The sequence below is a fragment of the Flavobacterium sp. 21.1 genome (assembly GCF_057801535.1).
In genome coordinates this window covers 407,806-427,771 of record NZ_JBYNXA010000003.1, presented here as the reverse complement: position 1 = coordinate 427,771, position 19,966 = coordinate 407,806, and the positions used below count along the sequence as shown (strand labels likewise).

Genomic DNA, 19,966 nt, shown 5'->3' with positions numbered 1-19,966 from the left:
TTTGGGTGTTTTTTTATTTAATGATAATAGTGTGCAATGATTTGGACTTCGTCGTTTCCTGTGCCGACATACATTTTCATGGCTCCGGATCCATTCGCGTTAGATACGGCCAGTTGGACTGAGAACATTGGGCAATAGGTTCCCGGAGGTAATTTTACATAGTCACTACCGGAATTGTGATAGTTGTTGGTTTCCCCTCGGTTTGCTTCGTGGTTGGTGTAAAATTGGCCACTTAATCCTAAAGCGCCACCGATGGTGGAAGTACCATTGTCTATCTCAAAACCGCCTCCGATTAAATTTCCGTCTAAGTCGGTTGTCACAACGGGACCAAGATAGCTTCCCTGTCTGAAATACATTAAGGTCTGTACTACCCGGGCGTGACCGTCGTTTACCCTGATGGTGGCATTTTTTTCAATATCCCAGGAAAGTGAGTAGTTAATTTCGATAATTGCCGGTTCAGTCAATGTGAAGGTTGAATTCGGAATGTCTCTTGGAATTCCCGAGTAATCAAATCCATCACCGTAACCGTGTTGGGTAATTTGGTTAATGCTGGGATCTCTTTCGTCCTTGATGTAATTTTCAGCATCAAACAAGATAGCAATGTTATTCTGAGCTGTGCCTAAAATAAGATCACCGTTTGCGTCCACAAAAACACGGGAAGAATTTCCGGGACCTAAATTATTAGGATTGGTTGGATAAGCTAATCCGTCTATTTTAACTGTAGAAGTAGCGCCTCCTACATGCAAACCTTGTTGAGGGTTCGTAGTGTTGATTCCGACTTGTGCAAAGATGCAAAACGGAGCCAATAGTAAAATTGGGTAGATATATTTTTTCATAGCCTTTCGTCCTTTTAGTTGTAAACTCTCACTTTTAATGAATCTTCGGCCCCTCCAAAACTCACAGCAGTGGTTTTAAGAGGGCCATCATTTATTTCTGTAAAGAAGTAAATGCGATGGTTGCCGGGAGGCACAGTGGTGTATCCGTGACCATTGGTAAAAGCATAACCAAGTATCCCAAGGTTATAGGAAGCATAACTCTGTGCGTTTAAACCATACTTTTTTGAAAGTTCTAAAGGACTTAATCCGTCATCGTTAATGTCTATGCAAAAGTAGACTTTGACTACTCTGGCAGAAATATCGTTAAAAGGAAGGATCGATAGTATTAAATCTGCAGAAGGGGACAGTAAGGTAGAGATGGTGTATTTTACCTCAACCAAAGCAGTTCCCGGTGCAGTAAAATCAACTGTTTTAATTAGTCCGACCGCGGTTGTTGTTAAAGCGCTATTATAAACAACGTTCCCTAAATTCATCGGACCGTCCGGAATGAAATTTGGTACGTTCAATAAAAAATTGATAGGTGCTATTGTTCCGCCAGGTCCGGATCCATTGTTTGCTGAAGGGTTTAAAGTAACATCTCCCAACGCAGTTACAAAAGCAAACGAAGGTTTTACGCCGTCATTATAGGTCGGGCTGTTTATTGCGTTTAGACTTTCAATTCGTATTGTGGAGGCGTCGCCCGCAACATGTAGGTCTGCTAACGGATTGGTGGTTCCGATCCCAACTTGTGCATATAGGAAAGTCGGAATAACTGTTAAGAGTAGAAATAGTTTCATGGCTAGGGGGTTTTAATATAATCTCATGAATACTGAATCCGTGTCAATGGCCATTTTTACGTAGGTTGCCATTGCAGGTAGATTTGATGATATCTCAGCTTTAAATTTCAGAGTGTGAACTCCTGGAGTAAGCTGAACATAGGTTGTACTTGAATTGTACAGGTTACCAACAGAACCTAGTCGGTCCAAAGAAGTGTAAGGAGCAGGATTGTTAATGTTGTTGTTCAAGTAGTTTCTCGAAGCCTGACCATATTTTCTTGGTGCTGCATCAACTGTGTAGTAGGTTGATACACGTCTTGCACCTCCGTCTCGAATCATGGTTAGGGTTCCAGAAGCTTCGCTTTGATACACCTGAAAACTTACGCTGTACTTAACTTCAAGGATAGCAGCTCTGGTAACATTAATAGTGTAAGTAAAAAAAGTAGTCTCAACTTTTCCGTCAGCATCACCAGTCGTCATTCTGATGTTGGATGCAGGAATCGTTGTGTGGTCGATAGCATCACTTCCGTCACTATTGGTTATGGTTTGCAATTGTAAAGAAAGTACTCCGTTACTGTCCACATAAAGTGGGTAAGTGCCGGTAGGGGTCACATTTCCACCGTTGGCTATGTTATTGTCTTTGTCCAGACTTTCAACACGCAGCGTTCCTACGCTGTTTCCAAGGTGAAGTTTTTGTTGAGGGTTAGTTGTTCCTATTCCTACCGCGGCAGTTTGAGCCTGTAGGAAAAAACAAAGGAGCAATGCGGTAATCAAGTAGGTATTTCTCATGCTCTTTAGGTTTTAGGGTTAATAATTGTGGGGGCTTTGTTTTTATTAGATGCAATTTAATTCATATGGTTGCGTTATGTTTTAAATAAATATTAATTTTCTTTTAATAATACAACAAATCATTGCTAGAGGTATAAATATAGCAATAAATGTCAGCTTTCATTGAAAATAATGAAAAACTAACTTTTTTGTTGTTTTTTGTTATAAATGATAAAAATATCTGAAGTAAAACCGATTTGGGGCTCGGAGGAACAGATGTAGTACAAATATGATGAAATAAAACAAGCGAGGATGTTATTGTAGGCTTTTTATTATAACAATTTTAGACTAATATTTTAAAATTTTATCAATTATAAGTAGTGATTACAAAAAAACTGAGATTTTGTCATCAATAGTACTAATTGTTTAACATGATGTTACAAAAAAAGGCAACTCAAACGAGTTGCCTTTTTTATGTTGGAAGTGGTTTTTAATTGTAATAGTGGGCAATAACCTGTACTTCGTCCTGACCGCCGCCCAAAAACATTTTTACGGCACCTGTTCCTCCGGTATTGCCTACAGCTAATTGAGCTGCAAACATTGGGGTATAGGTTCCGGGCCCTAATTTAACGTAATCGGTGCCGGTATTGAAACCGTGTCGGTTTGCTCCCGACATCGACCCGCTGGTATAAAACTGACCGTTTAATCCTAATGCGAAGCCTATTGTTAAAGGAACGCCGTCTAAGTCGTTGGTTACTATAGGTCCGGCTGGCCCGCCCTGTCTTAAATACATAAGGGTTTGTACTACTCTGGCGTGTTGGTCGTCCACAGGAACACCTGATTTTTCAACTTCCCAACTGAGCGAATAATTGATTTCCACAATAGCATTGCGGGTTAATGTAAAAGAATCCAACCCAGGCCCCGATTGTCGAGGCCATCCGGCTGTAGTATATCCGGATCCGGTACCGGTCTGATTGACTACATTGGCATCGATTCCTCCTGTATCCTGGGGATCGGAAAGATAATTAAACGGATTGAACAAAACTTCGATATTGTTAGTCGCGGCACCAAGTACCAAATCGCCGTCAGCATCAACGAAAACGCGTGTAGAGTTGCCGGTTCCTAAATTAGCGGGATTGTTTACTGCATTCAATCCTTCTACTCTAATTGTAGTGGTGCTTCCTGCTATGTGTACTTCTTCTTGAGGTGTATTGGTTTTGATTCCGATTTGCGAAAATAGTGCGGATGGGAATACCAAAAGTAAATAGTATATTTTTTTCATAAGTTAATTGTAAAGTCTGATTTTTAAATAATCCAAGTCGCCTCCAAAACCAACGCTGGTGTATTTGCCGGTCCCGTCGGAGGTTTTTGCAAAGAATTTCAAGGAGTGATTTCCTGCAGGGATATTGGCATAGCCGTGTGCATTCATATAGGGATAACCCATGATTCCCTGAATAGATGAAGCTACAGCCTGTCCTTTGTTGCCATATTGTTTCGAAAGTTCTGTGGCATCGAGTCCGTCATTATTCAAATCAATGCAAAAATAAACTTCAAAGGTTCTTGTCGACCTGTCGTCAAGTGGTGATCCGGCCGGCGTCGTAATCATATCTACATCGGAAACAACGATCGTGATGCCGTATTTTACCTCGATTAAGGCGCTTTGAGGTGCATTGAAAGGAACTGAAATCAGTTGCATAGACGCTGTCGTGGTGGTAAGGTCGTTATTTAATACAATTCCGTTAAAATCGGCGCCATCAGGAATAAAATTCCCAACATTAATAAGAAAGTTTAAAGGAACGATCCCTGAAGGAGAACCTCCTCCCGCGATGTAATTGGATGGATAAAGGGTCAGTTCGCCGTCTTTGTCAACATACACAGGTGCTAATTTTACTCCGTCATTGAGAGGGGCACTGTTTACAGCGTTAAGTTTTTCGATTCGTATGGTTGACGTTGCCCCTGCAATATGAAGATCCTTTTGTGGGTTTGCGGTGCCAATACCAACCGAGCCGACTTGCGCATAAGTGCAAGCGGAAAGTAGCAATAGTAAGTATTTGATATTTTTCATAGACTTAAATTTTAGTATAATCTCATAAATACGGAATCGTTCCCGATGGCAAAATTTACAACGGTTGCCATAGAGGCGGCTCCGGTTTTTAATTCGCCGTAAAACCGCAACGTGTGTGTACCGGGTGTCAGCGTGATATAAGTTGTACTGCAATTGTACATTGTCATGTCTGCCGCGTTAGCAACCGATGCTGCCAAATCGTTATTGTTGTAGTAACATTTTGATGCCTGTCCGTATCTCGGAGTTGTTGTTGCTAAAACCGGAGTATCAAGCGTGTAGAAAGTCGAGATCATCCTTGGTCTGTTGTCTTTTATTTTTGTTGATGCGTCTTTCAATACCTGAAAACTGATGTTGTACTTTACCTCTAGGACCGCATCTCTGTTTACAGTGATGGTATAGGGCAGGATGACCGTATTGCGTGAACCGATAGGGGAACTTCCTGCTAACATGGAAAGTGTTGTGCCGGATAAGGGAGTGGAAGATGTTATAGCGTCTGTTCCGTCACTGTTTTGGAAGGTTGAAACGCTTAAGGTAAGGTCTCCGTTTTCGTTTACGTAAAGCGGATAAGTTTTGTCCGCGCCTCCTCCGTTGTACGGATTGTTTGGGGAGTTTAGTCCCTCCACTCGGATGGTTCCTGTTGGTGATGCCAAATGCAATTTTTGCTGCGGGTTGGTGGTTCCTATTCCAACACCGGAAACTTGAGCACGAAGAGAAAAGTTCAGCAATACGAGGATGGGGATAATGTAAAGTTTCGTCATAATTCAAGCTCATTATTAGGTTAATTTTTAAAAACTAGACACTTATTAGATGTAATAATATCACAAAGGCTGCGTCAAATGTTATAAATAATATATTTTTTCTACTTCAAAATACTGAATGCAAGTGTTTTGTCTATTTTTTTCGTCTTTTCGTCTAAATTAAGTAAAATTTAACAAAAATCAACATTTTAGTATAAAAAAAATTAATTAATAAGAAAACACCTCTAATTGTAATCAATATTGTTATAAAAATCTTAAAACATAAGAAAATTTGTAATTTCCAATGTCGCTAATAAGTAGTACTTTTGAAAAAAAATAGAAATGAGAGGAGTGTTATTGGTTAATCTTGGTTCTCCTGAGAGCCCGACACCAAAAGATATCAAGCCGTATTTGGACGAGTTTTTAATGGATAAATACGTAATAGATGTACCTTACTTATTGCGCGCTTTCCTGGTTCGGGGAATTATATTGCGAAAACGCCCCGAAAATGCTGCGGAAGCCTACCAAAAAATATGGTGGAAAGAAGGATCTCCACTAATAGTGCTTTCGAAAAGAATGCACGAAAAAGTAGCAGAAAAAGCAGCTATTCCTGTTTCATTGGCCATGCGCTATGGAAAACCGTCTATTGAAGCCGGATTACAGGAATTGTATGATAAAGGAGTCAGAGATGTGTTGCTTTTTCCGCTCTATCCACAGTATGCTATGGCGTCGACCTTAACGATTTTAGTTTTGGCCGAAGAAATCCGTAAGAAGAAGTTTCCGGATATGAGAATTACCGACGTACCGGCATTCTACAATAAACCGGATTATATCAAGGTGCTTGCCGATTCCATCAAAAAACATTTAGGGGATTTCCCGTTCGATAAATTGGTGTTCTCTTACCACGGAATTCCTGAAAGACATGTCCGCAAGACCGATCCAACCGGAAAGCATAAGAAATTTGTAACGGATCAAATGTGCTGCGAAGTAGGAACAACGGAATCGGAATTCTGTTATCGTACCCACTGTTATGAAACGACTCGATTGGTAGTGGAACAGCTTCAGATCCCGAAAGATAAATATTATGTAACGTTCCAGTCGCGATTGGCTGGAGACAAATGGCTGGAGCCTTATACCGATGTCGTTTTAAACGATTATCCGAAACACGGAATTAAAAAAGTGGCTGTCGTGACGCCTGCTTTTGTAACGGATTGTTTGGAAACACTTGAGGAAATTGCCATGCGCGCCAACGAGGAATTCATCGAGCACGGCGGAGAGTCGTTCTTAACGATCCCTTGTCTTAACGACGACGAGCAGTGGTGTCAGGTAGTATCCAACTGGATTAACGATTGGGCTAAAAACTAATCATGGATCAATATTATAATTACATAAAGTCCCTGCATCTTATCTTTGTGATCACATGGTTTGCAGGGCTTTTTTATATTGTGCGCCTTTTCGTTTATCACGCCGAAGCGAAATTAAAACCACAACCGGAACAGGATATCCTCATTAAACAATACCAATTGATGTCCTACCGACTTTGGTATATCATAACCTGGCCGTCAGCAATCCTTGCAAGTATTTTTGCGTTTTGGATGTTATTCGGAACAACTCTCGGAAATGCCTGGCTGAAGATGCCGTGGATGCACATGAAATTAGGCTTTGTTTTCTTATTATATTTATACCACCTGAAATGCCATCAGATTTTCCTGCAATTGCAAAAAGACGAAGTCAGACATTCTTCCGCCTTTTTCAGATTGTGGAATGAAGGAGCGACTCTTATTCTTTTTGCCGTGGTTTTTCTGGTGATATTAAAAGACGCTTTCAATTGGATATATGGCGTTATCGGAATTTTTCTTTTTTCGGTTATTCTGATGTTGGGCTATAGGTTTTATAAAAAGATCAGAGAGAAAAATCAGTCGTAAAGATGGCGAAAACAATTAAAATAACGCAGTTGTCCCTTCGATTAAGGATTTTCCTGTCGATGGTATTGCTAACACTGATTGCGTCTGTTTTAATTGCTGCGGTTTCCATTTATCAGTTTAAAAAAGAAGCACGCGATTACCATCAGGATCGTCTGGAGCGAAAAGAAGATGCTATTACAGAGCACATCAATTATATCCTTTCCACTACGACTTATCCGCTTACGACCAAAAATCTGCCATTGATTTTTAAAGAAAGAATTTATGAATTGGCGAACATCCACAGTCTTGAAATCAATATCCACGATTTAAACGGAAACCTGCTGATTTCTTCCAAAGGCGCCTTTTCGGTGGATAAAGTAGCAAAACCGATTCCACCGATCATTCTTAAAATAATACAGTCTTCAACGAGCAAACGTTTTGTAGATCTGCAGATGATCAACGGACAGAAATACCGCTCGTCCTATAGCTATTTAAAAGATACAAAATTCAAACCACTCGGAATTCTGAACCTTCCGTACGTGGAAGAAACCAGTTTCTATCAGAATGAACTCCGCAATTTCCTGTTGCGATTCGGACAGGTATATTTGTTCATGTTGCTGATTTCATTTGTAATCGCTTATTTTCTTTCGAGTTACATCACCAAATCACTCCAAACCATAAGTGATAAAATCCGTGAGACACAACTTAATAAGAAGAACGAAAAAATCCAGTTGGAGTACACCAGTCATGAGATCAAATCGCTGGTAGACGCTTACAACGGAATGGTAGATAAATTGGAAGAAAGTGCACTGCTTTTGGCGCAGAGTGAAAGGGAAGAAGCCTGGCGTGAAATGGCGAAACAGGTCGCGCATGAGATTAAAAATCCACTGACACCAATGCGATTGACGGTGCAAAGTTTCCAACGCAAGTTCGACCCGACCGATCCGAATGTCTACCAAAAAATGGACGATTATTCCAAAACGCTGATTCAGCAGATCGACACCATGAGTTCCGTGGCTTCGGCGTTCTCTAATTTTGCCTCGCTTCCGGCCCAACAAAATGAGACTTTAAATATTGTGTATGTTGTGCAGTTGGCACTGGATATTTTCAACGAACATTTTATCGAATTCACAGCGGAAGAAAAGGAAATCATCACCAAAATAGACCGAACACAGGTCATCCGGATCATTACAAATCTGGTCAAGAACGCCATTGAGGCTATTCCGAATGAACAAACCACGCCGCTTGTTTCCGTTAAGGTTTTCCGAGAAGGGGAGGCCGCAAAAATTGTGGTCAAAGACAACGGAAAAGGAATCAGCATTGAAGATAAAAATCGTATTTTCGAACCAAAATTTACCACCAAAACCAGTGGAATGGGGTTGGGATTGGGAATCATAAAAAATATCGTGGAAAGTTACCACGGAACCATAACATTAGAAAGCGAATTAGGCGTGGGAACCGAATTTACGGTGACACTTCCTATAATAAACACTTAAGAGAATGAACTACGAAAACATTTTAATCGAAAAAGAAAACGGTATTGCGGTTATCACCATTAACCGTCCGACAAAGTTAAATGCGTTAAATAAGGCGACAATCGAAGAATTGCACTATGCATTTAAAGCAGAAAATGAAGATGCAGCTACCAAAGTGATCATCATTACCGGAAGCGGGGAAAAAGCTTTCGTGGCAGGTGCGGATATTTCGGAATTTGCAAGTTTTTCTGTTGAGCAGGGTGCGCAATTGGCGGCGAAAGGTCAGGAATTGTTGTTCGACTTCGTGCAGAATTTAACCACGCCCGTAATTGCAGCAGTAAACGGATTTGCCTTAGGAGGCGGATTGGAACTGGCGATGGCGGCGCACTTTAGAATAGCATCGGACAATGCAAAAATGGGATTGCCGGAAGTGACTCTTGGTGTAATTCCGGGTTATGGCGGAACACAGCGTTTGCCACAATTAATCGGTAAAGGAAGAGCGATGGAACTGATCATGACCGCCGGCATGGTTGACGCGACTACGGCATTGAACTACGGCTTGGTGAATCATGTGGTTCCTCAGGCAGAACTGCTAGATTTCGCAAAAGGGATCGCTGCTAAGATTGCCAAAAATTCAAGTGTTGCCATTTCCTATGCAATCAAAGTCATCAACGATAATTACGTAGACGGTGTAAACGGGTTCCAATCGGAGATCAGAGCCTTCGGAGAATGTTTCGGAACGGAAGATTTCAAGGAAGGAACAACGGCCTTTCTGGAGAAAAGAAAAGCGGAATTTCCGGGTAAATAATTTTAAAGCGAACCAATTTTGGTTCGCTTTTTTTTGGTACTTTTATTAACATCACAATAAACTAACCCACTATTATGTCGCAAAAAGTTAAAGAGTTTTTAGATATGGTTGCGCTGAGAAACCCGAATGAACCGGAGTTTTTGCAGGCCGTAAGGGAAGTTGCCGAAACGGTAATCCCTTTTATTGAAGAAAATAAAAAGTACCAGGATAAAATGCTTTTGGAGCGAATGGTAGAACCGGAAAGGGTTTTAATGTTTCGTATCGCGTGGATAGATGACTCCGGGAAAATCCACGTAAACAAAGGGTACCGTATCCAGATGAATTCGGCTATCGGACCTTACAAAGGCGGATTGCGTTTTCACCCTTCCGTGAATTTAAGTATTTTGAAATTCCTGGCGTTTGAACAGGTTTTCAAGAATAGTCTGACCACGTTGCCGATGGGTGGTGGAAAAGGAGGTTCCGATTTTGATCCGAAAGGGAAATCCGATGTGGAAATCATGCGTTTCTGCCAGGCGTTCATGACCGAATTAGCGCGTCACATCGGTGCGGATACCGATGTACCTGCAGGCGATATTGGTGTAGGAGGAAGAGAAGTGGGTTATATGTACGGACAGTATAAAAAATTGCGCAATGAGTTTACGGGCGTATTGACCGGTAAGGGAATCACTTTCGGGGGATCATTGATCCGTCCGGAAGCAACTGGCTACGGCGATGTGTATTTTGCCCAAAGTATGCTGGCTACCCGAGGCGAGAGTTTTGCCGATAAAACCGTGGTGATTTCAGGTTCCGGAAACGTGGCCCAGTACGCGATTGAGAAAGCAACCCAATTGGGAGGAAAAGTAGTTACGGCTTCGGATTCTTCCGGATATATTTATGATGCTGACGGTATTGATGCTGAGAAATTGGCGTACATCATGGACATCAAAAACGTGCGCTACGGGCGTATCAAGGAATACCTTGACAACTATCCGAATGCGAAATTCGTAGCAGGAAAACACCCTTGGGAAGTGAAATGCGACATTGCCTTGCCTTGCGCCACGCAAAACGAATTGAACGGTGAAGAGGCAAAAACCTTAATTGCCAATGGATGTTTCTGCGTAGCGGAAGGGGCGAACATGCCGTGTACTCCCGAAGCGGTGGAAGCTTTTCACAAGGCTAAAATATTGTTTGCTCCCGGGAAAGCATCCAATGCGGGAGGAGTTGCCACATCCGGTTTGGAAATGTCGCAAAACTCCTTGCGCCTAAGCTGGACCCGAGAAGAGGTAGACGAAAGACTGAAAGCGATTATGGAAGACATTCACGAAGCTTGTGTATTGTACGGAACCAATCCGGATGGGTACATTGATTACGTGAAAGGTGCCAATATAGCCGGTTTCGTAAAAGTTGCCGATGCGATGTTAGCGCAGGGGGTTGTATAGCTAATAGTTTTATAATTACAATTAAATAAGGCGGTCATCAGTTGCAGAATTGATGACCGTTTTTTTATTGTACAGATTTGGTAGATTTTGTTAGTATTTGATTTTTTGTAAATATTTTCACATGAACCCGAAAATGAATTGGATTGTAAAGATTAATTTACAAGCCAATTTGTAATACCGCTTTGTTTATGGTCCATAAAGTAAAAATTATAGTGCTCTTGTTTTACCTGAATGTTTCTTTTGGTCAAAGTTTTGTTCCTTTAGATAAGGATACGTTCGAGTTTGTTGAAGATGTTAACTACAGATTATTTTCAAATAAAGTAACTGTTTTTTCAGGAGTTTGCAGCAATGACAAAGCGACTACTTTGCCGGTAAATATTGCCTTCGATTCAATAGCTTTTACTAAGATTAATTATGAGACGTTAGGTGTGAAAAGTAATAACATTACTCAAACTACATTGCTGACTAAGAACATTATTACTCTTGATGAAGTAGTGGTGTCATTATCGCAGAGACGAGATATGATTTTAGGGGAAGAAAATAGATTTGTAAAAAGAAGCAGCAATTCGATTTCAAAAGAGTTATCATATGGAATTGCTGTTAAAAATCAATTTAATTCAGATTTAGAGATTAATAAAATACGTTTCTATGTTGATAAGGTTAAATACAAAACGGCCTACAAAATAAATTTTTATGAATACAATCAAGTTCCAATAAGTATAGGTCATCAGTATGCTGAAATAGGCAAATTGATTTTTTCGACTGATATTTTATACCTTGAAGCAAAACAAAAAGATGCGGTGGAAATTAAATTAGAGGAAAGAAAAACCATTTTAAAAGAAGAATCAGTTTTTATCGCTTTAGAATTGATTTCTCATTATGATGAAAACAATAACGAAATTGCACCGTCATTTGAAGATTCAAGTAAATTGAAATTTCAATTGTCAAACCAGACTAATTATTATGCAAAAATGAGTGATGCGACTACGGGAAAAGAAACATCACATTTAATTAATATAAACGCTATGATTAATTACGATTTTGCGTTTGCCTTTTTCAGAAAACCACACAAAAGTATTTTAGTTGCCCCAGCTTTAATTCTTTATGCAACTAAAGTACAATAAAGCTGCAGGCAGAAAGACTTTTGCCGGTGGGGACAACTTTCTTTGGTTTCACAAAAGAAAAGGGCAATTCGAATTGTTGCAAAAAAAATAAAATAAAAAAATTGAAACACGAGGAAACGGAATCGCATTTAACACTGACGACAGTTGGAGAAATTTGTTTTATAGCGGATTATTTTTGTCAGTGACCCTAATTTTTTTGAAAAAGGTATGTAAAGGATTTTTTTATTTCTAATTTTAAGGTATTCGATTGTGTTACAATGGTATATAAAATCGACTTGTGCTTGTCGTACCCGATTTAAAAAAGAGAAAACTTTAAAATTATTAAACGATGAAAAATATTTTATTGTTCCTGTTATTTTTAAATAGTTCCCTCCTTGTCGCGCAGCATAGTGTCTCGGTGAAAGATAAATCCACAAATAAGGCCATAGCCTATGCCAGTGTATTCAAAGGGGATCAAATGTATACCACGAGTGATTCCCTGGGCGTCTTCCATATTGACTTTAAAAGCCTAAAGAGCAATTTTACAATTTCGAGTGTTGGATATACAGCAAAGACCCAGTCCATAAGTGCCAGGGATACGGTGGTATATTTGGAAAAGGAAATTGTGCAGTTGGAAGAAATGAAAATTCTGGCCCGGAAGAACAAAAATAAATTCACACTGGGCAAAGCGAAGCACGGGGATGTAGTTGTGGTATGTGGACAAAGCGAGAACCGGACGGAAGAACTGGGCAAATTTTTTATGAATCCGATGAAAGAAGTACTCTTTGTGAAGAAATTTAAATTCAACACCTTTACCTCTTCTAAAAACCGGATCGTCAATATTCTGTTTTATTCGGTTAACAAAAAAGGCGAGCCTGATAAGATCCTTAATTTTGAAAACATCATTTGCAGACTGAAAAAAGGCAGCCATGTAACGGAAGTCGATGTGAGCAACATGGATATTCAGGTACCCAAAGAAGGTGTTTTTGTGGTGGTGCAATATCTTTTGTTGGAGGAGAATAAGCAGTTTGCAGATAAGAAGAAAACGTCGTTTTTTTATGAACCCTCTATTGAGGCCAATTATACGGACGGTTATACCGACTCATGGTATAAACAGGATACTACATGGAGAAAGAACCAAGGGATCTCTCTTAATTTTCAGTTGGTACTGACGGATTGATTGTTTCGAAAATCCCGGAGCTTTTATTATGGTTATAACAGCAAAGACGTTTTTTGTTGTTAATTCGGTTTCGCGCAATATTCCTGTCAGAATTGAATTTCATTTTTAATATTTTAGCCCAAATCAAATAGGGAATTTCTGAAAAATGGGAAATGGGTTTCCGTTTTGTCAGTATTCCGAAATTTAATTATGTCTAAGAAACTCATTTTACTTTTATCGTTAGTCTGTTCCTCCATTAATTTTGCGCAGGTTTCGGCAAAAATTACTAACTCGGCGGATAAAAACCCGGTAGCCTATGCCACCATCTGGAAAGGTAAAAACATGTATAAAACGGCCGATTCCTTAGGTCGTTTTGTTGTAGAGAAAAGCGATCTTGAAGCTGAATTTAAAATTTCGGCCATCGGTTTTCAGGAAAAAAGTTTCAAAATGGAAAGTGATGAGAACGAGATTTTTTTGGAACCGAAAGCAGTCCAACTTGAAGAAGTCAAGATCGTAAAAAGAAATCATAAAAAAAGTCAGAAACTTGGAAAAGTCAAGGGCGGTGATTCTGCTTATGCCTTTCCATACAATTCTAAAAATGGCAGGGTAGCAAGGTTTTTTTCTAATGATGGGAGCAAAAATGGTTTCCTTAAATCAATAAAATTTGAAGCAGGCTCCAGTGAAGGTACCCGTCTTTTAAATTTGCAATTTTATTCGGTTGATGAAAACGGCGCTCCCGGGGAACCGCTTTATAATGAAAATTTGATCTGTAAAGTTAAGAAAGGAACGAGAAAGGTCAGTTTTGATGTTGATGATTTAAACATCAAGTTGCCCGAAAATGGAATCTTCGTGGTTATTGAACATTTGTTGCTGGAGCAAAATAAGCAATATTATAAAGGTCCGGGTTTTCTCCCCACTTCCTTTATCTACGAACCATATATTTCGATAAATTTTATTGATGAAAACTTTGATACCTGGTCTTTCAAGGATGATAAATGGACTATAAACAATAAGTACTCGGTAAATATGGAACTGGTTGTTTCGGATTAACCGCAAAACTGTGGTAGTGAAGCACTGGTAATGAATAAAACTAAAAGCGGTTTCCAAATTCTGGAAACCGCTTTTTAATTTCTGTCAACTGCGACTGCTAGCTGCAAGCTATTTCTCCCCGTCCCATTCCGCATAAAACTCACCCAGGAAATTCTGCATATAGGCATGACGTTTCTCTGCGATTTGCTTTCCGGTTTCGGTATTCATTTTGTCTTTTAACAATAAAAGTTTTTCGTAGAAATGATTCAGAGTCGGTGCGGTGGAGTTTTTATATTCTTCCTTGCTCATGTTGAGGTTGGGCTGAATATTTGGATTATACAACGCGCGGTTTTTGAATCCGCCATAATTAAAAGCCCGTGCAATCCCAATCGCTCCCAAAGCATCCAATCGGTCCGCATCCTGAACGATTTCAAGTTCTTTAGAAGTGAATTTCTTTTCAAAATTACCGCCTTTAAATGAAATGTTTTCGATGATGTGGATCACATGCCGGATCACATCTTCAGTTACATTCTGGCTTTCCAGAAAAGTGCGTGCGGTTTTGGGTCCGATGCTTTCATCGCCCTCATGAAATTTGCTGTCGGCGACATCGTGAAGCAGAGCGCCTAATTTTACCACAGTTAAATCACAGTTTTCGCCTTGGGCAATTAAAAGTGCATTTTTATAAACGCGTTCGGTGTGGAACCAGTCGTGACCGCCTTCTGCATTTTGAAGTTGCTGCTTTACGAATAGGATGGTATTGTCGATTACTGTCATGATGTTGGGATTAAAAAAAATCCTTTCGGTGAGGAAAGGATTTGATCATTATATTATTCTCTTTGCTCTATTTTCTCAAAGAAATTATTTTACCAAGGCAGGTGTTACCCATTTGAAGATTTTTTCTTCGCTCGGAACTACCATGCGCTCTGCGATTCTTGCCATTCTTGCCGGTAATTTCAATAAGTAATCACGTGCTTTTTCAGCTTCATCCGTTAGGTTAGTGATCTTATCGATTTCCCATCTGGTGTTTAATTTTTCAAGGATTTCAACATAATCCATTGCGGTATACACTCCGATACGTTGTGCTGATTCTGAGAATTTTTCAAAAGCTGTTCCAATGCTATCTCCGGATTCGCGGATCAGGTTGGCCGGCATCGTGATTTTCTTTTTCATCATGTATTCGAAGGACAGCATCATCTGACTTGGGTCCACTTTAAAAATTCGGTCCACAAATTCACTGTACGCCAAATGGTGGCGCATCTCGTCTCCAGCAATGATTTTACAGATTTTAGACAGCTTTTTGTCGCCGTATTTTTTAGCCAATATCGACACACGGTTGTGGGAAATATAAGTGGCTAATTCCTGAAAACTCGTAAATACGAAATTTTTATACGGATCTCTGTCGGTTCCCGGATCGAAACCGTCATTGATTAAGTGCTGCGTAGTCATTTCCACTTCACGCATATTTACACGGCCTGATAAATACAGGTATTTGTTTAATAAGTCACCATGGCGGTTTTCTTCACCGGTCCAGTGGCGGATCCATTTCGCCCAGCCGTTGTCGCCGTAGGAATCCTTCTGATTTACACCTTCAACATCCATTAACCAGGATTCATAAGTAGGCAGGGCTTCTTCCGTGATGGTATCACCAACAAGTACCACCCAGAAATCATAGGGTAGGTCTTTGGCTAACTCACGTAATTCGGTAACTTCTTCCAGGAAGGTTTCTTTTTCTGAATTAGGCAATAAATCGGTTGGTTGCCAAATTTGCTCAACCGGAATAAGATAGTTTTCCACAAAACTGTCAATATTCTTTTCCAGAAACTGCATTACTTCCAGACGCACATTTTGTACTGACATAATTTTAATTTTTTATTCCCTGAACCACTGCATTTTCAGTCTTCTCCATTAGTTCTGCAAAAGCGTAGTCTTTAACAGCCAAAGGTTCATGAATGGTGAATTGTAATCGGTTGCCCAATCCCATGGGAAATTTTCCATAACGAAGCATTTTCCAGGAATTGTTTATTGATACGGGTACAATATACGCTGATGGCGCATATTTACACAAAATTTTTATTCCGTTTTCCGAGAAACGTTTCGGAACTCCGTTTCTGCTTCTTGTTCCTTCCGGAAAAATCACGGCAGAACGACGGTGTTTTTCAATATATTCGCCTAAACCTTTAATCACCGGCAAGGCTTGTTTTGGATCTTTTCTGTCGATCAGAACAGAACCTCCGTGACGCAAATTATAGGACACGCTCGGAATCCCTTTTCCCAACTCTTTTTTGCTGACAAATTTCGGATGCGAACGACGCAAATACCAAATCATTCCGATGACGTCATACATACTCTGGTGGTTGGCCACAAAAATAACAGGAACGTCTTTTGGGATCAAATTTATATTTTTAACATGGTAAGTGGTTCCTAAAATAGTAGTACACTTCACCAGTAAAAAGTTCAGATAATCGACACTTTTTTTGTGTGCCTGATAACCAAATAAATTTAAACAAATCCATTGTATCGGATGAAATAACAACAGACATAACGCAAAAGCCAAATAGAAAACAATGGTTATTGGGTATGATATTATTTTTTGCATTTAAAATGGTATTTGCTACAAAGATAAGTCATTAAATAAAAAAACCACGTAAAACGTGGTTTCAATTGTGAATATTTTATGCATTAGCAATATTCGTTGAATGCGTCTTTTAGGTTTTCTGCGATTAATTCTGCAGGACGGCCTTCGATATGGTGGCGCTCCAACATGTGAACCAATTCTCCGTTTTTAAACAAAGCCATACTCGGCGATGATGGAGGGAAAGGGAACATGTGCTGACGTGCTGCATCTACCGCTTCTTTGTCAACTCCCGCGAAAACCGTGATCAGATTGTCCGGTTTTTTGCTGTTGTCCAAACTCATTTTAGCTCCCGGACGTGCATTTCTTGCCGCACAACCGCAAACCGAGTTTACCACTACCAATGTAGTGCCTTCTTTTGCTAAAGCGTTTTCTACTTCTTCAGCGCTATATAAATCCTGAAAACCAGCTTCTGTTAATTCAGCGCGCATTGGTTTTACCATTTCTTCTGGATACATAATTTGAATTTCTAAGTTAATGTGCGGCAAAGTTACAAAGTAAAATTGTAATTTCTGTTAGAATGTTGTTAATGAAAATCAGCAGCTTCTTTCAATAGGCCTATCATTGTTTTGGCATCGGTAAAATCGCTGATTTGCAGCAGGATAGTATTGTCTTTGTCGAGAATGGAAAAAGTCGGATAACTAACCCGGCCGTCTACCGTTGCCAGTTCTTCGGCCAGTTGGTGAATGCCTGTGTTTTTGCCTTTCGGTTTGAATTCGAAAGTCCGGTTTTTGAAGACAATAGGCGATTTGGTTTCAGCATCTAAAGAAATGTAATAGAAATTGTCATTCAGCAGTTGAATGACCTCCGGATTTTTAAAAGTGGAATTCTCCATCATTTTACAGTATTTGCACCAGGACGTGTGTACAAATACAAAAATGGGTTTCGATTGTTGCAGTTCTAATTTTTCCGCTTCCTCAAACGAATAGGTTTTCAGTTGGGCAAAGCCGTTCAGCGATGCCCAAAAGAAAAAGAGAAGTATGAGATTTCGTTGTTTCATTTATTTCAAGGTGTAGCGCAAACCGAAAAAGCCTCGTATGCCCTGATTTGGTCCATAAACATAACCGGTGTCAAAGGTTAGGGCATAAGGATTATAATACTGGCTCGTCGGGTCCGTTACCTGTACAACGTGACCATTAGCATCATATTGTACATTCTCGTCAAACGGATCATTTGCTCGTGCAATGATAAACGGATTGCCTTTATTTGGGGTCCAATTTAATAAATTTTTGACTCCGCCGTAAAATTCAAAGTTTTTTAACTTGTTAAACGTGAGCTGGATATTCTGAATACTCCATGTGGGCGAGTACTCCTGTCTCGGATCCAAATCACCTGCTAACGGCAAACGCATCGGACCATAAAGATTTCCTGTGTAATCGATATCAAGGAATAATTTTCTTAGACGATAGGAAACGGCCCAGGTTCCTGAGAATTTTTCCGTTAGGATTTGGTCGTTTGTTACGCCATGTTCCGTTTTCGTAACATCCATGAAAGTGGCTCCTAGAATGACTTTTATTCCATTTTGAAAAACGGCATCAACATTTATGCTAACCCCTTTAGTAACGGCGTATCCGTCAAGATTTTTATAAATGATCTTGTTCGGATCCGTGTCGTAATCCGGTTTGATCGTGTTTGTGAAATGCGTGTACCAGGCGGAAGTCTCCAAAGCAATATAATCTCCGTCTTTGGAATAGAATTTCTTCAGATAGTTGATGTTCATGTTATAGGATTGTTCCGGTTTTAAGTCCTCAAGAACAACCACTTCGCGGGAGCCTGTCAGCGCGGCGTGTTCTTCGGTGAACAGATTTACGATTCGAAATCCGGTACCGGCATTAAATCGTAGTATGGAGCTGTCATTCGGCGCCCACTTGTACGCAAGACGCGGTGTGAAAATGTTTCCGTGGTTGTCATTGTAATCGTAACGGATGCCAAACAAAGTGGTGTGTTTCGGAGCAATACGGATTTCGTCCTGAACAAATAGACTCGGTATCCAGTTTTCATCCGCAACGGTTGTAGCTGGAGTATTATCATTGTAAAACTGATAACGGATCGCAGTTCCGAGAAGAAAATCGTGGCGATTGATTTTTTTATCCCAGGTAAGTTGGCTGAATCCGATTTTTTGTTGCGCCAGAAATGGAACAATTCCGTAAACCGAATTTTGGTCATGATCCGTATAAGAAAATGACAATAGCATTTTTTCCGAAACCGGAAGTTCATACGCGCCTAAAACTTCCCAGCGCGTGGTGTAAATGCTTTCTCCATAATATTCGTTTCCACCGCGGTATTTTTTCTCCCACTGCATCTCACCACCCCAACGGTCTTCGTAAAAGAAACGTCCGGCCATGGAAAGAAGCTTTTTGCTTTTGCGATTGAAATTCCACTTTTGGAAAAGGGAAATACGATCCTGCAAAGTAACATCGGTAAAATTATCGTGATTGTTGTCGACGGGATTGCTGTAGTTAAAATAATTTATTCCGGTCAACATTGAAGCGGCTTCTCCAACATTCGCTTTGAAACCTAGATCTACATTTGCTTCGCCCCAAGTATTGACAAAAGAATCGGCAAACAAAGTGGGGGCATTTTTAGTACTTTTGGTTATGATGTTGATCAATCCTCCTACCGCCTCACTTCCATATAGAGAGGAAGCCGGACCTTTAACGATTTCCACGCGTTCCAAAAGGGAATTCGGAATACCTGATAGGCCGTATACGGTGGACAATCCGCTCACGATCGGCATACCATCAATAAGTACCAAAGTATAAGGGCCTTCAAGACCGTTGATATGAATGTCTCCGGTGTTGCAGATGTTACAGTTTAGCTGTGGTCGTACACCGTTAACATTTTGGAGTGCTTCAAAAATGGATGCAGTCGGATTTTTTTTGAAGAAAGTGGGTTTGTAAACTTCAACAGGAACCGGACTCTCGAGTCGGTTTACCGCTTTTAGGGTTCCGGTCACCACCACTTCGTCCAGCGAATTGGTCTCCTTAAGATCAAAATCCATGATGATTTCAGTCGTATCGGTAAGCGTTATCTTCTGGCGAAGCGGTCGGAATCCGGAGTGGGAAATGACAACTTCATATTTTCCTTTCGGAATGTTGGCTATAAGATAATTTCCAAGACTATCGGTCGCTGCCCGAAGATTCGTTTTGTTCAGCGTCACATTGGCCAATTCAAGGGGAGTCCCTAAAGAGGTGATTTTTCCCTTAAGGGTTGTCTGACCGAAAGTTACAAGAGTCAGGAAAAAAGAACTTATTATAATTAGATTTTTCACAATTAA

General features: G+C 40.2%; 20 protein-coding genes. 8 read left to right on the top strand and 12 right to left on the bottom strand.

Annotated elements, in window-relative coordinates; translation table 11 throughout:
- Positions 1-17 precede the first annotated feature (17 nt).
- From AC3E9U_RS08675 to AC3E9U_RS08650, 6 genes are all read right to left on the bottom strand, one after another.
- Positions 18-836, bottom strand: a complete 819-nt coding sequence (locus tag AC3E9U_RS08675; protein WP_488746506.1) for a hypothetical protein — start codon at positions 834-836, stop codon at positions 18-20.
- Positions 837-850: 14 nt separating this feature from the next.
- Positions 851-1,612, bottom strand: coding sequence for a hypothetical protein (locus AC3E9U_RS08670; protein WP_488746505.1), 762 nt, complete (start codon positions 1,610-1,612; stop codon positions 851-853).
- A gap of 12 nt (positions 1,613-1,624) precedes the next feature.
- Positions 1,625-2,380 carry a hypothetical protein gene (locus tag AC3E9U_RS08665; protein WP_488746504.1) on the bottom strand — a complete coding sequence of 252 codons (756 nt, stop codon included), beginning with the start codon at positions 2,378-2,380 and terminating at the stop codon, positions 1,625-1,627.
- A 469-nt stretch (positions 2,381-2,849) separates the two neighbouring features.
- Positions 2,850-3,641: a hypothetical protein gene (locus tag AC3E9U_RS08660; RefSeq protein ID WP_488746503.1), complete on the bottom strand. Its 792-nt coding sequence runs from the start codon at positions 3,639-3,641 to the stop codon at positions 2,850-2,852.
- A 3-nt stretch (positions 3,642-3,644) separates the two neighbouring features.
- Positions 3,645-4,424 (bottom strand): hypothetical protein, encoded by a 780-nt coding sequence (locus AC3E9U_RS08655; protein ID WP_488746502.1) that lies wholly within the window; start codon positions 4,422-4,424, stop codon positions 3,645-3,647.
- 11 nt (positions 4,425-4,435) lie between these two features.
- Positions 4,436-5,182 (bottom strand): hypothetical protein, encoded by a 747-nt coding sequence (locus tag AC3E9U_RS08650; protein ID WP_488746501.1) that lies wholly within the window; start codon positions 5,180-5,182, stop codon positions 4,436-4,438.
- A 321-nt stretch (positions 5,183-5,503) separates the two neighbouring features.
- Between AC3E9U_RS08650 and hemH the strand changes: the two genes are divergently transcribed.
- The 8 genes from hemH to AC3E9U_RS08610 all read left to right on the top strand — a co-directional run bounded on the left by hemH (position 5,504) and on the right by AC3E9U_RS08610 (position 14,078).
- On the top strand, positions 5,504-6,526 hold the full coding sequence (hemH, locus tag AC3E9U_RS08645) for a ferrochelatase (RefSeq protein WP_488746500.1): 1,023 nt from the start codon (positions 5,504-5,506) through the stop codon (positions 6,524-6,526).
- A gap of 2 nt (positions 6,527-6,528) precedes the next feature.
- Positions 6,529-7,086, top strand: a complete 558-nt coding sequence (locus AC3E9U_RS08640; RefSeq protein ID WP_488746499.1) for a CopD family protein — start codon at positions 6,529-6,531, stop codon at positions 7,084-7,086.
- Between the two features lie 59 nt (positions 7,087-7,145).
- Complete coding sequence (locus tag AC3E9U_RS08635; RefSeq protein ID WP_488746681.1) at positions 7,146-8,561, top strand: sensor histidine kinase; 1,416 nt, start codon at positions 7,146-7,148, stop codon at positions 8,559-8,561.
- A 4-nt stretch (positions 8,562-8,565) separates the two neighbouring features.
- A complete protein-coding gene (locus AC3E9U_RS08630; protein ID WP_488746498.1) occupies positions 8,566-9,348 on the top strand; it encodes an enoyl-CoA hydratase/isomerase family protein in 783 nt (260 codons plus the stop codon).
- Between the two features lie 74 nt (positions 9,349-9,422).
- Positions 9,423-10,766: an NADP-specific glutamate dehydrogenase gene (gdhA, locus tag AC3E9U_RS08625; protein ID WP_488746497.1), complete on the top strand. Its 1,344-nt coding sequence runs from the start codon at positions 9,423-9,425 to the stop codon at positions 10,764-10,766.
- 188 nt (positions 10,767-10,954) lie between these two features.
- Positions 10,955-11,890 carry a hypothetical protein gene (locus AC3E9U_RS08620; RefSeq protein ID WP_488746496.1) on the top strand — a complete coding sequence of 312 codons (936 nt, stop codon included), beginning with the start codon at positions 10,955-10,957 and terminating at the stop codon, positions 11,888-11,890.
- A gap of 328 nt (positions 11,891-12,218) precedes the next feature.
- Entirely contained in the window at positions 12,219-13,049 is an 831-nt protein-coding gene (locus tag AC3E9U_RS08615; protein WP_488746495.1) for a peptidase associated/transthyretin-like domain-containing protein, read from the top strand.
- A gap of 189 nt (positions 13,050-13,238) precedes the next feature.
- The gene (locus tag AC3E9U_RS08610) at positions 13,239-14,078 is read left to right on the top strand and encodes a hypothetical protein (protein ID WP_488746494.1); all 840 of its coding nucleotides are present in this window, start codon (positions 13,239-13,241) and stop codon (positions 14,076-14,078) included.
- 108 nt (positions 14,079-14,186) lie between these two features.
- Here AC3E9U_RS08610 and AC3E9U_RS08605 read toward each other — a convergent pair whose 3' ends face one another.
- The 6 genes from AC3E9U_RS08605 to AC3E9U_RS08580 form a co-directional block, all read right to left on the bottom strand.
- On the bottom strand, positions 14,187-14,831 hold the full coding sequence (locus tag AC3E9U_RS08605; protein WP_488746493.1) for an HD domain-containing protein: 645 nt from the start codon (positions 14,829-14,831) through the stop codon (positions 14,187-14,189).
- A gap of 84 nt (positions 14,832-14,915) precedes the next feature.
- Positions 14,916-15,914 carry an acyl-ACP desaturase gene (locus AC3E9U_RS08600; RefSeq protein WP_488746492.1) on the bottom strand — a complete coding sequence of 333 codons (999 nt, stop codon included), beginning with the start codon at positions 15,912-15,914 and terminating at the stop codon, positions 14,916-14,918.
- A gap of 4 nt (positions 15,915-15,918) precedes the next feature.
- Positions 15,919-16,653, bottom strand: coding sequence for a lysophospholipid acyltransferase family protein (locus tag AC3E9U_RS08595; protein ID WP_488746491.1), 735 nt, complete (start codon positions 16,651-16,653; stop codon positions 15,919-15,921).
- An 83-nt stretch (positions 16,654-16,736) separates the two neighbouring features.
- On the bottom strand, positions 16,737-17,147 hold the full coding sequence (locus AC3E9U_RS08590; RefSeq protein ID WP_488746490.1) for a BrxA/BrxB family bacilliredoxin: 411 nt from the start codon (positions 17,145-17,147) through the stop codon (positions 16,737-16,739).
- A gap of 68 nt (positions 17,148-17,215) precedes the next feature.
- A complete protein-coding gene (locus AC3E9U_RS08585; protein ID WP_488746489.1) occupies positions 17,216-17,689 on the bottom strand; it encodes a thioredoxin family protein in 474 nt (157 codons plus the stop codon).
- Complete coding sequence (locus tag AC3E9U_RS08580; RefSeq protein WP_488746488.1) at positions 17,690-19,960, bottom strand: TonB-dependent receptor; 2,271 nt, start codon at positions 19,958-19,960, stop codon at positions 17,690-17,692.
- Positions 19,961-19,966 lie beyond the last annotated feature (6 nt).

Coding starts and splice junctions, on each gene's coding strand:
- AC3E9U_RS08650 (WP_488746501.1), bottom strand. CDS start 5,182: ATGACGAAACTTTACATTATCCCCATCCTCGTATTGCTGAACTTTTCT.
- AC3E9U_RS08600 (WP_488746492.1), bottom strand. CDS start 15,914: ATGTCAGTACAAAATGTGCGTCTGGAAGTAATGCAGTTTCTGGAAAAG.
- AC3E9U_RS08585 (WP_488746489.1), bottom strand. CDS start 17,689: ATGAAACAACGAAATCTCATACTTCTCTTTTTCTTTTGGGCATCGCTG.
- AC3E9U_RS08615 (WP_488746495.1), top strand. CDS start 12,219: ATGAAAAATATTTTATTGTTCCTGTTATTTTTAAATAGTTCCCTCCTT.
- AC3E9U_RS08665 (WP_488746504.1), bottom strand. CDS start 2,380: ATGAGAAATACCTACTTGATTACCGCATTGCTCCTTTGTTTTTTCCTA.
- gdhA (WP_488746497.1), top strand. CDS start 9,423: ATGTCGCAAAAAGTTAAAGAGTTTTTAGATATGGTTGCGCTGAGAAAC.
- AC3E9U_RS08635 (WP_488746681.1), top strand. CDS start 7,146: ATGGTATTGCTAACACTGATTGCGTCTGTTTTAATTGCTGCGGTTTCC.
- AC3E9U_RS08675 (WP_488746506.1), bottom strand. CDS start 836: ATGAAAAAATATATCTACCCAATTTTACTATTGGCTCCGTTTTGCATC.
- AC3E9U_RS08595 (WP_488746491.1), bottom strand. CDS start 16,653: ATGCAAAAAATAATATCATACCCAATAACCATTGTTTTCTATTTGGCT.
- AC3E9U_RS08605 (WP_488746493.1), bottom strand. CDS start 14,831: ATGACAGTAATCGACAATACCATCCTATTCGTAAAGCAGCAACTTCAA.
- AC3E9U_RS08655 (WP_488746502.1), bottom strand. CDS start 4,424: ATGAAAAATATCAAATACTTACTATTGCTACTTTCCGCTTGCACTTAT.
- AC3E9U_RS08660 (WP_488746503.1), bottom strand. CDS start 3,641: ATGAAAAAAATATACTATTTACTTTTGGTATTCCCATCCGCACTATTT.
- AC3E9U_RS08610 (WP_488746494.1), top strand. CDS start 13,239: ATGTCTAAGAAACTCATTTTACTTTTATCGTTAGTCTGTTCCTCCATT.
- AC3E9U_RS08630 (WP_488746498.1), top strand. CDS start 8,566: ATGAACTACGAAAACATTTTAATCGAAAAAGAAAACGGTATTGCGGTT.
- AC3E9U_RS08590 (WP_488746490.1), bottom strand. CDS start 17,147: ATGTATCCAGAAGAAATGGTAAAACCAATGCGCGCTGAATTAACAGAA.
- hemH (WP_488746500.1), top strand. CDS start 5,504: ATGAGAGGAGTGTTATTGGTTAATCTTGGTTCTCCTGAGAGCCCGACA.
- AC3E9U_RS08670 (WP_488746505.1), bottom strand. CDS start 1,612: ATGAAACTATTTCTACTCTTAACAGTTATTCCGACTTTCCTATATGCA.
- AC3E9U_RS08640 (WP_488746499.1), top strand. CDS start 6,529: ATGGATCAATATTATAATTACATAAAGTCCCTGCATCTTATCTTTGTG.
- AC3E9U_RS08620 (WP_488746496.1), top strand. CDS start 10,955: ATGGTCCATAAAGTAAAAATTATAGTGCTCTTGTTTTACCTGAATGTT.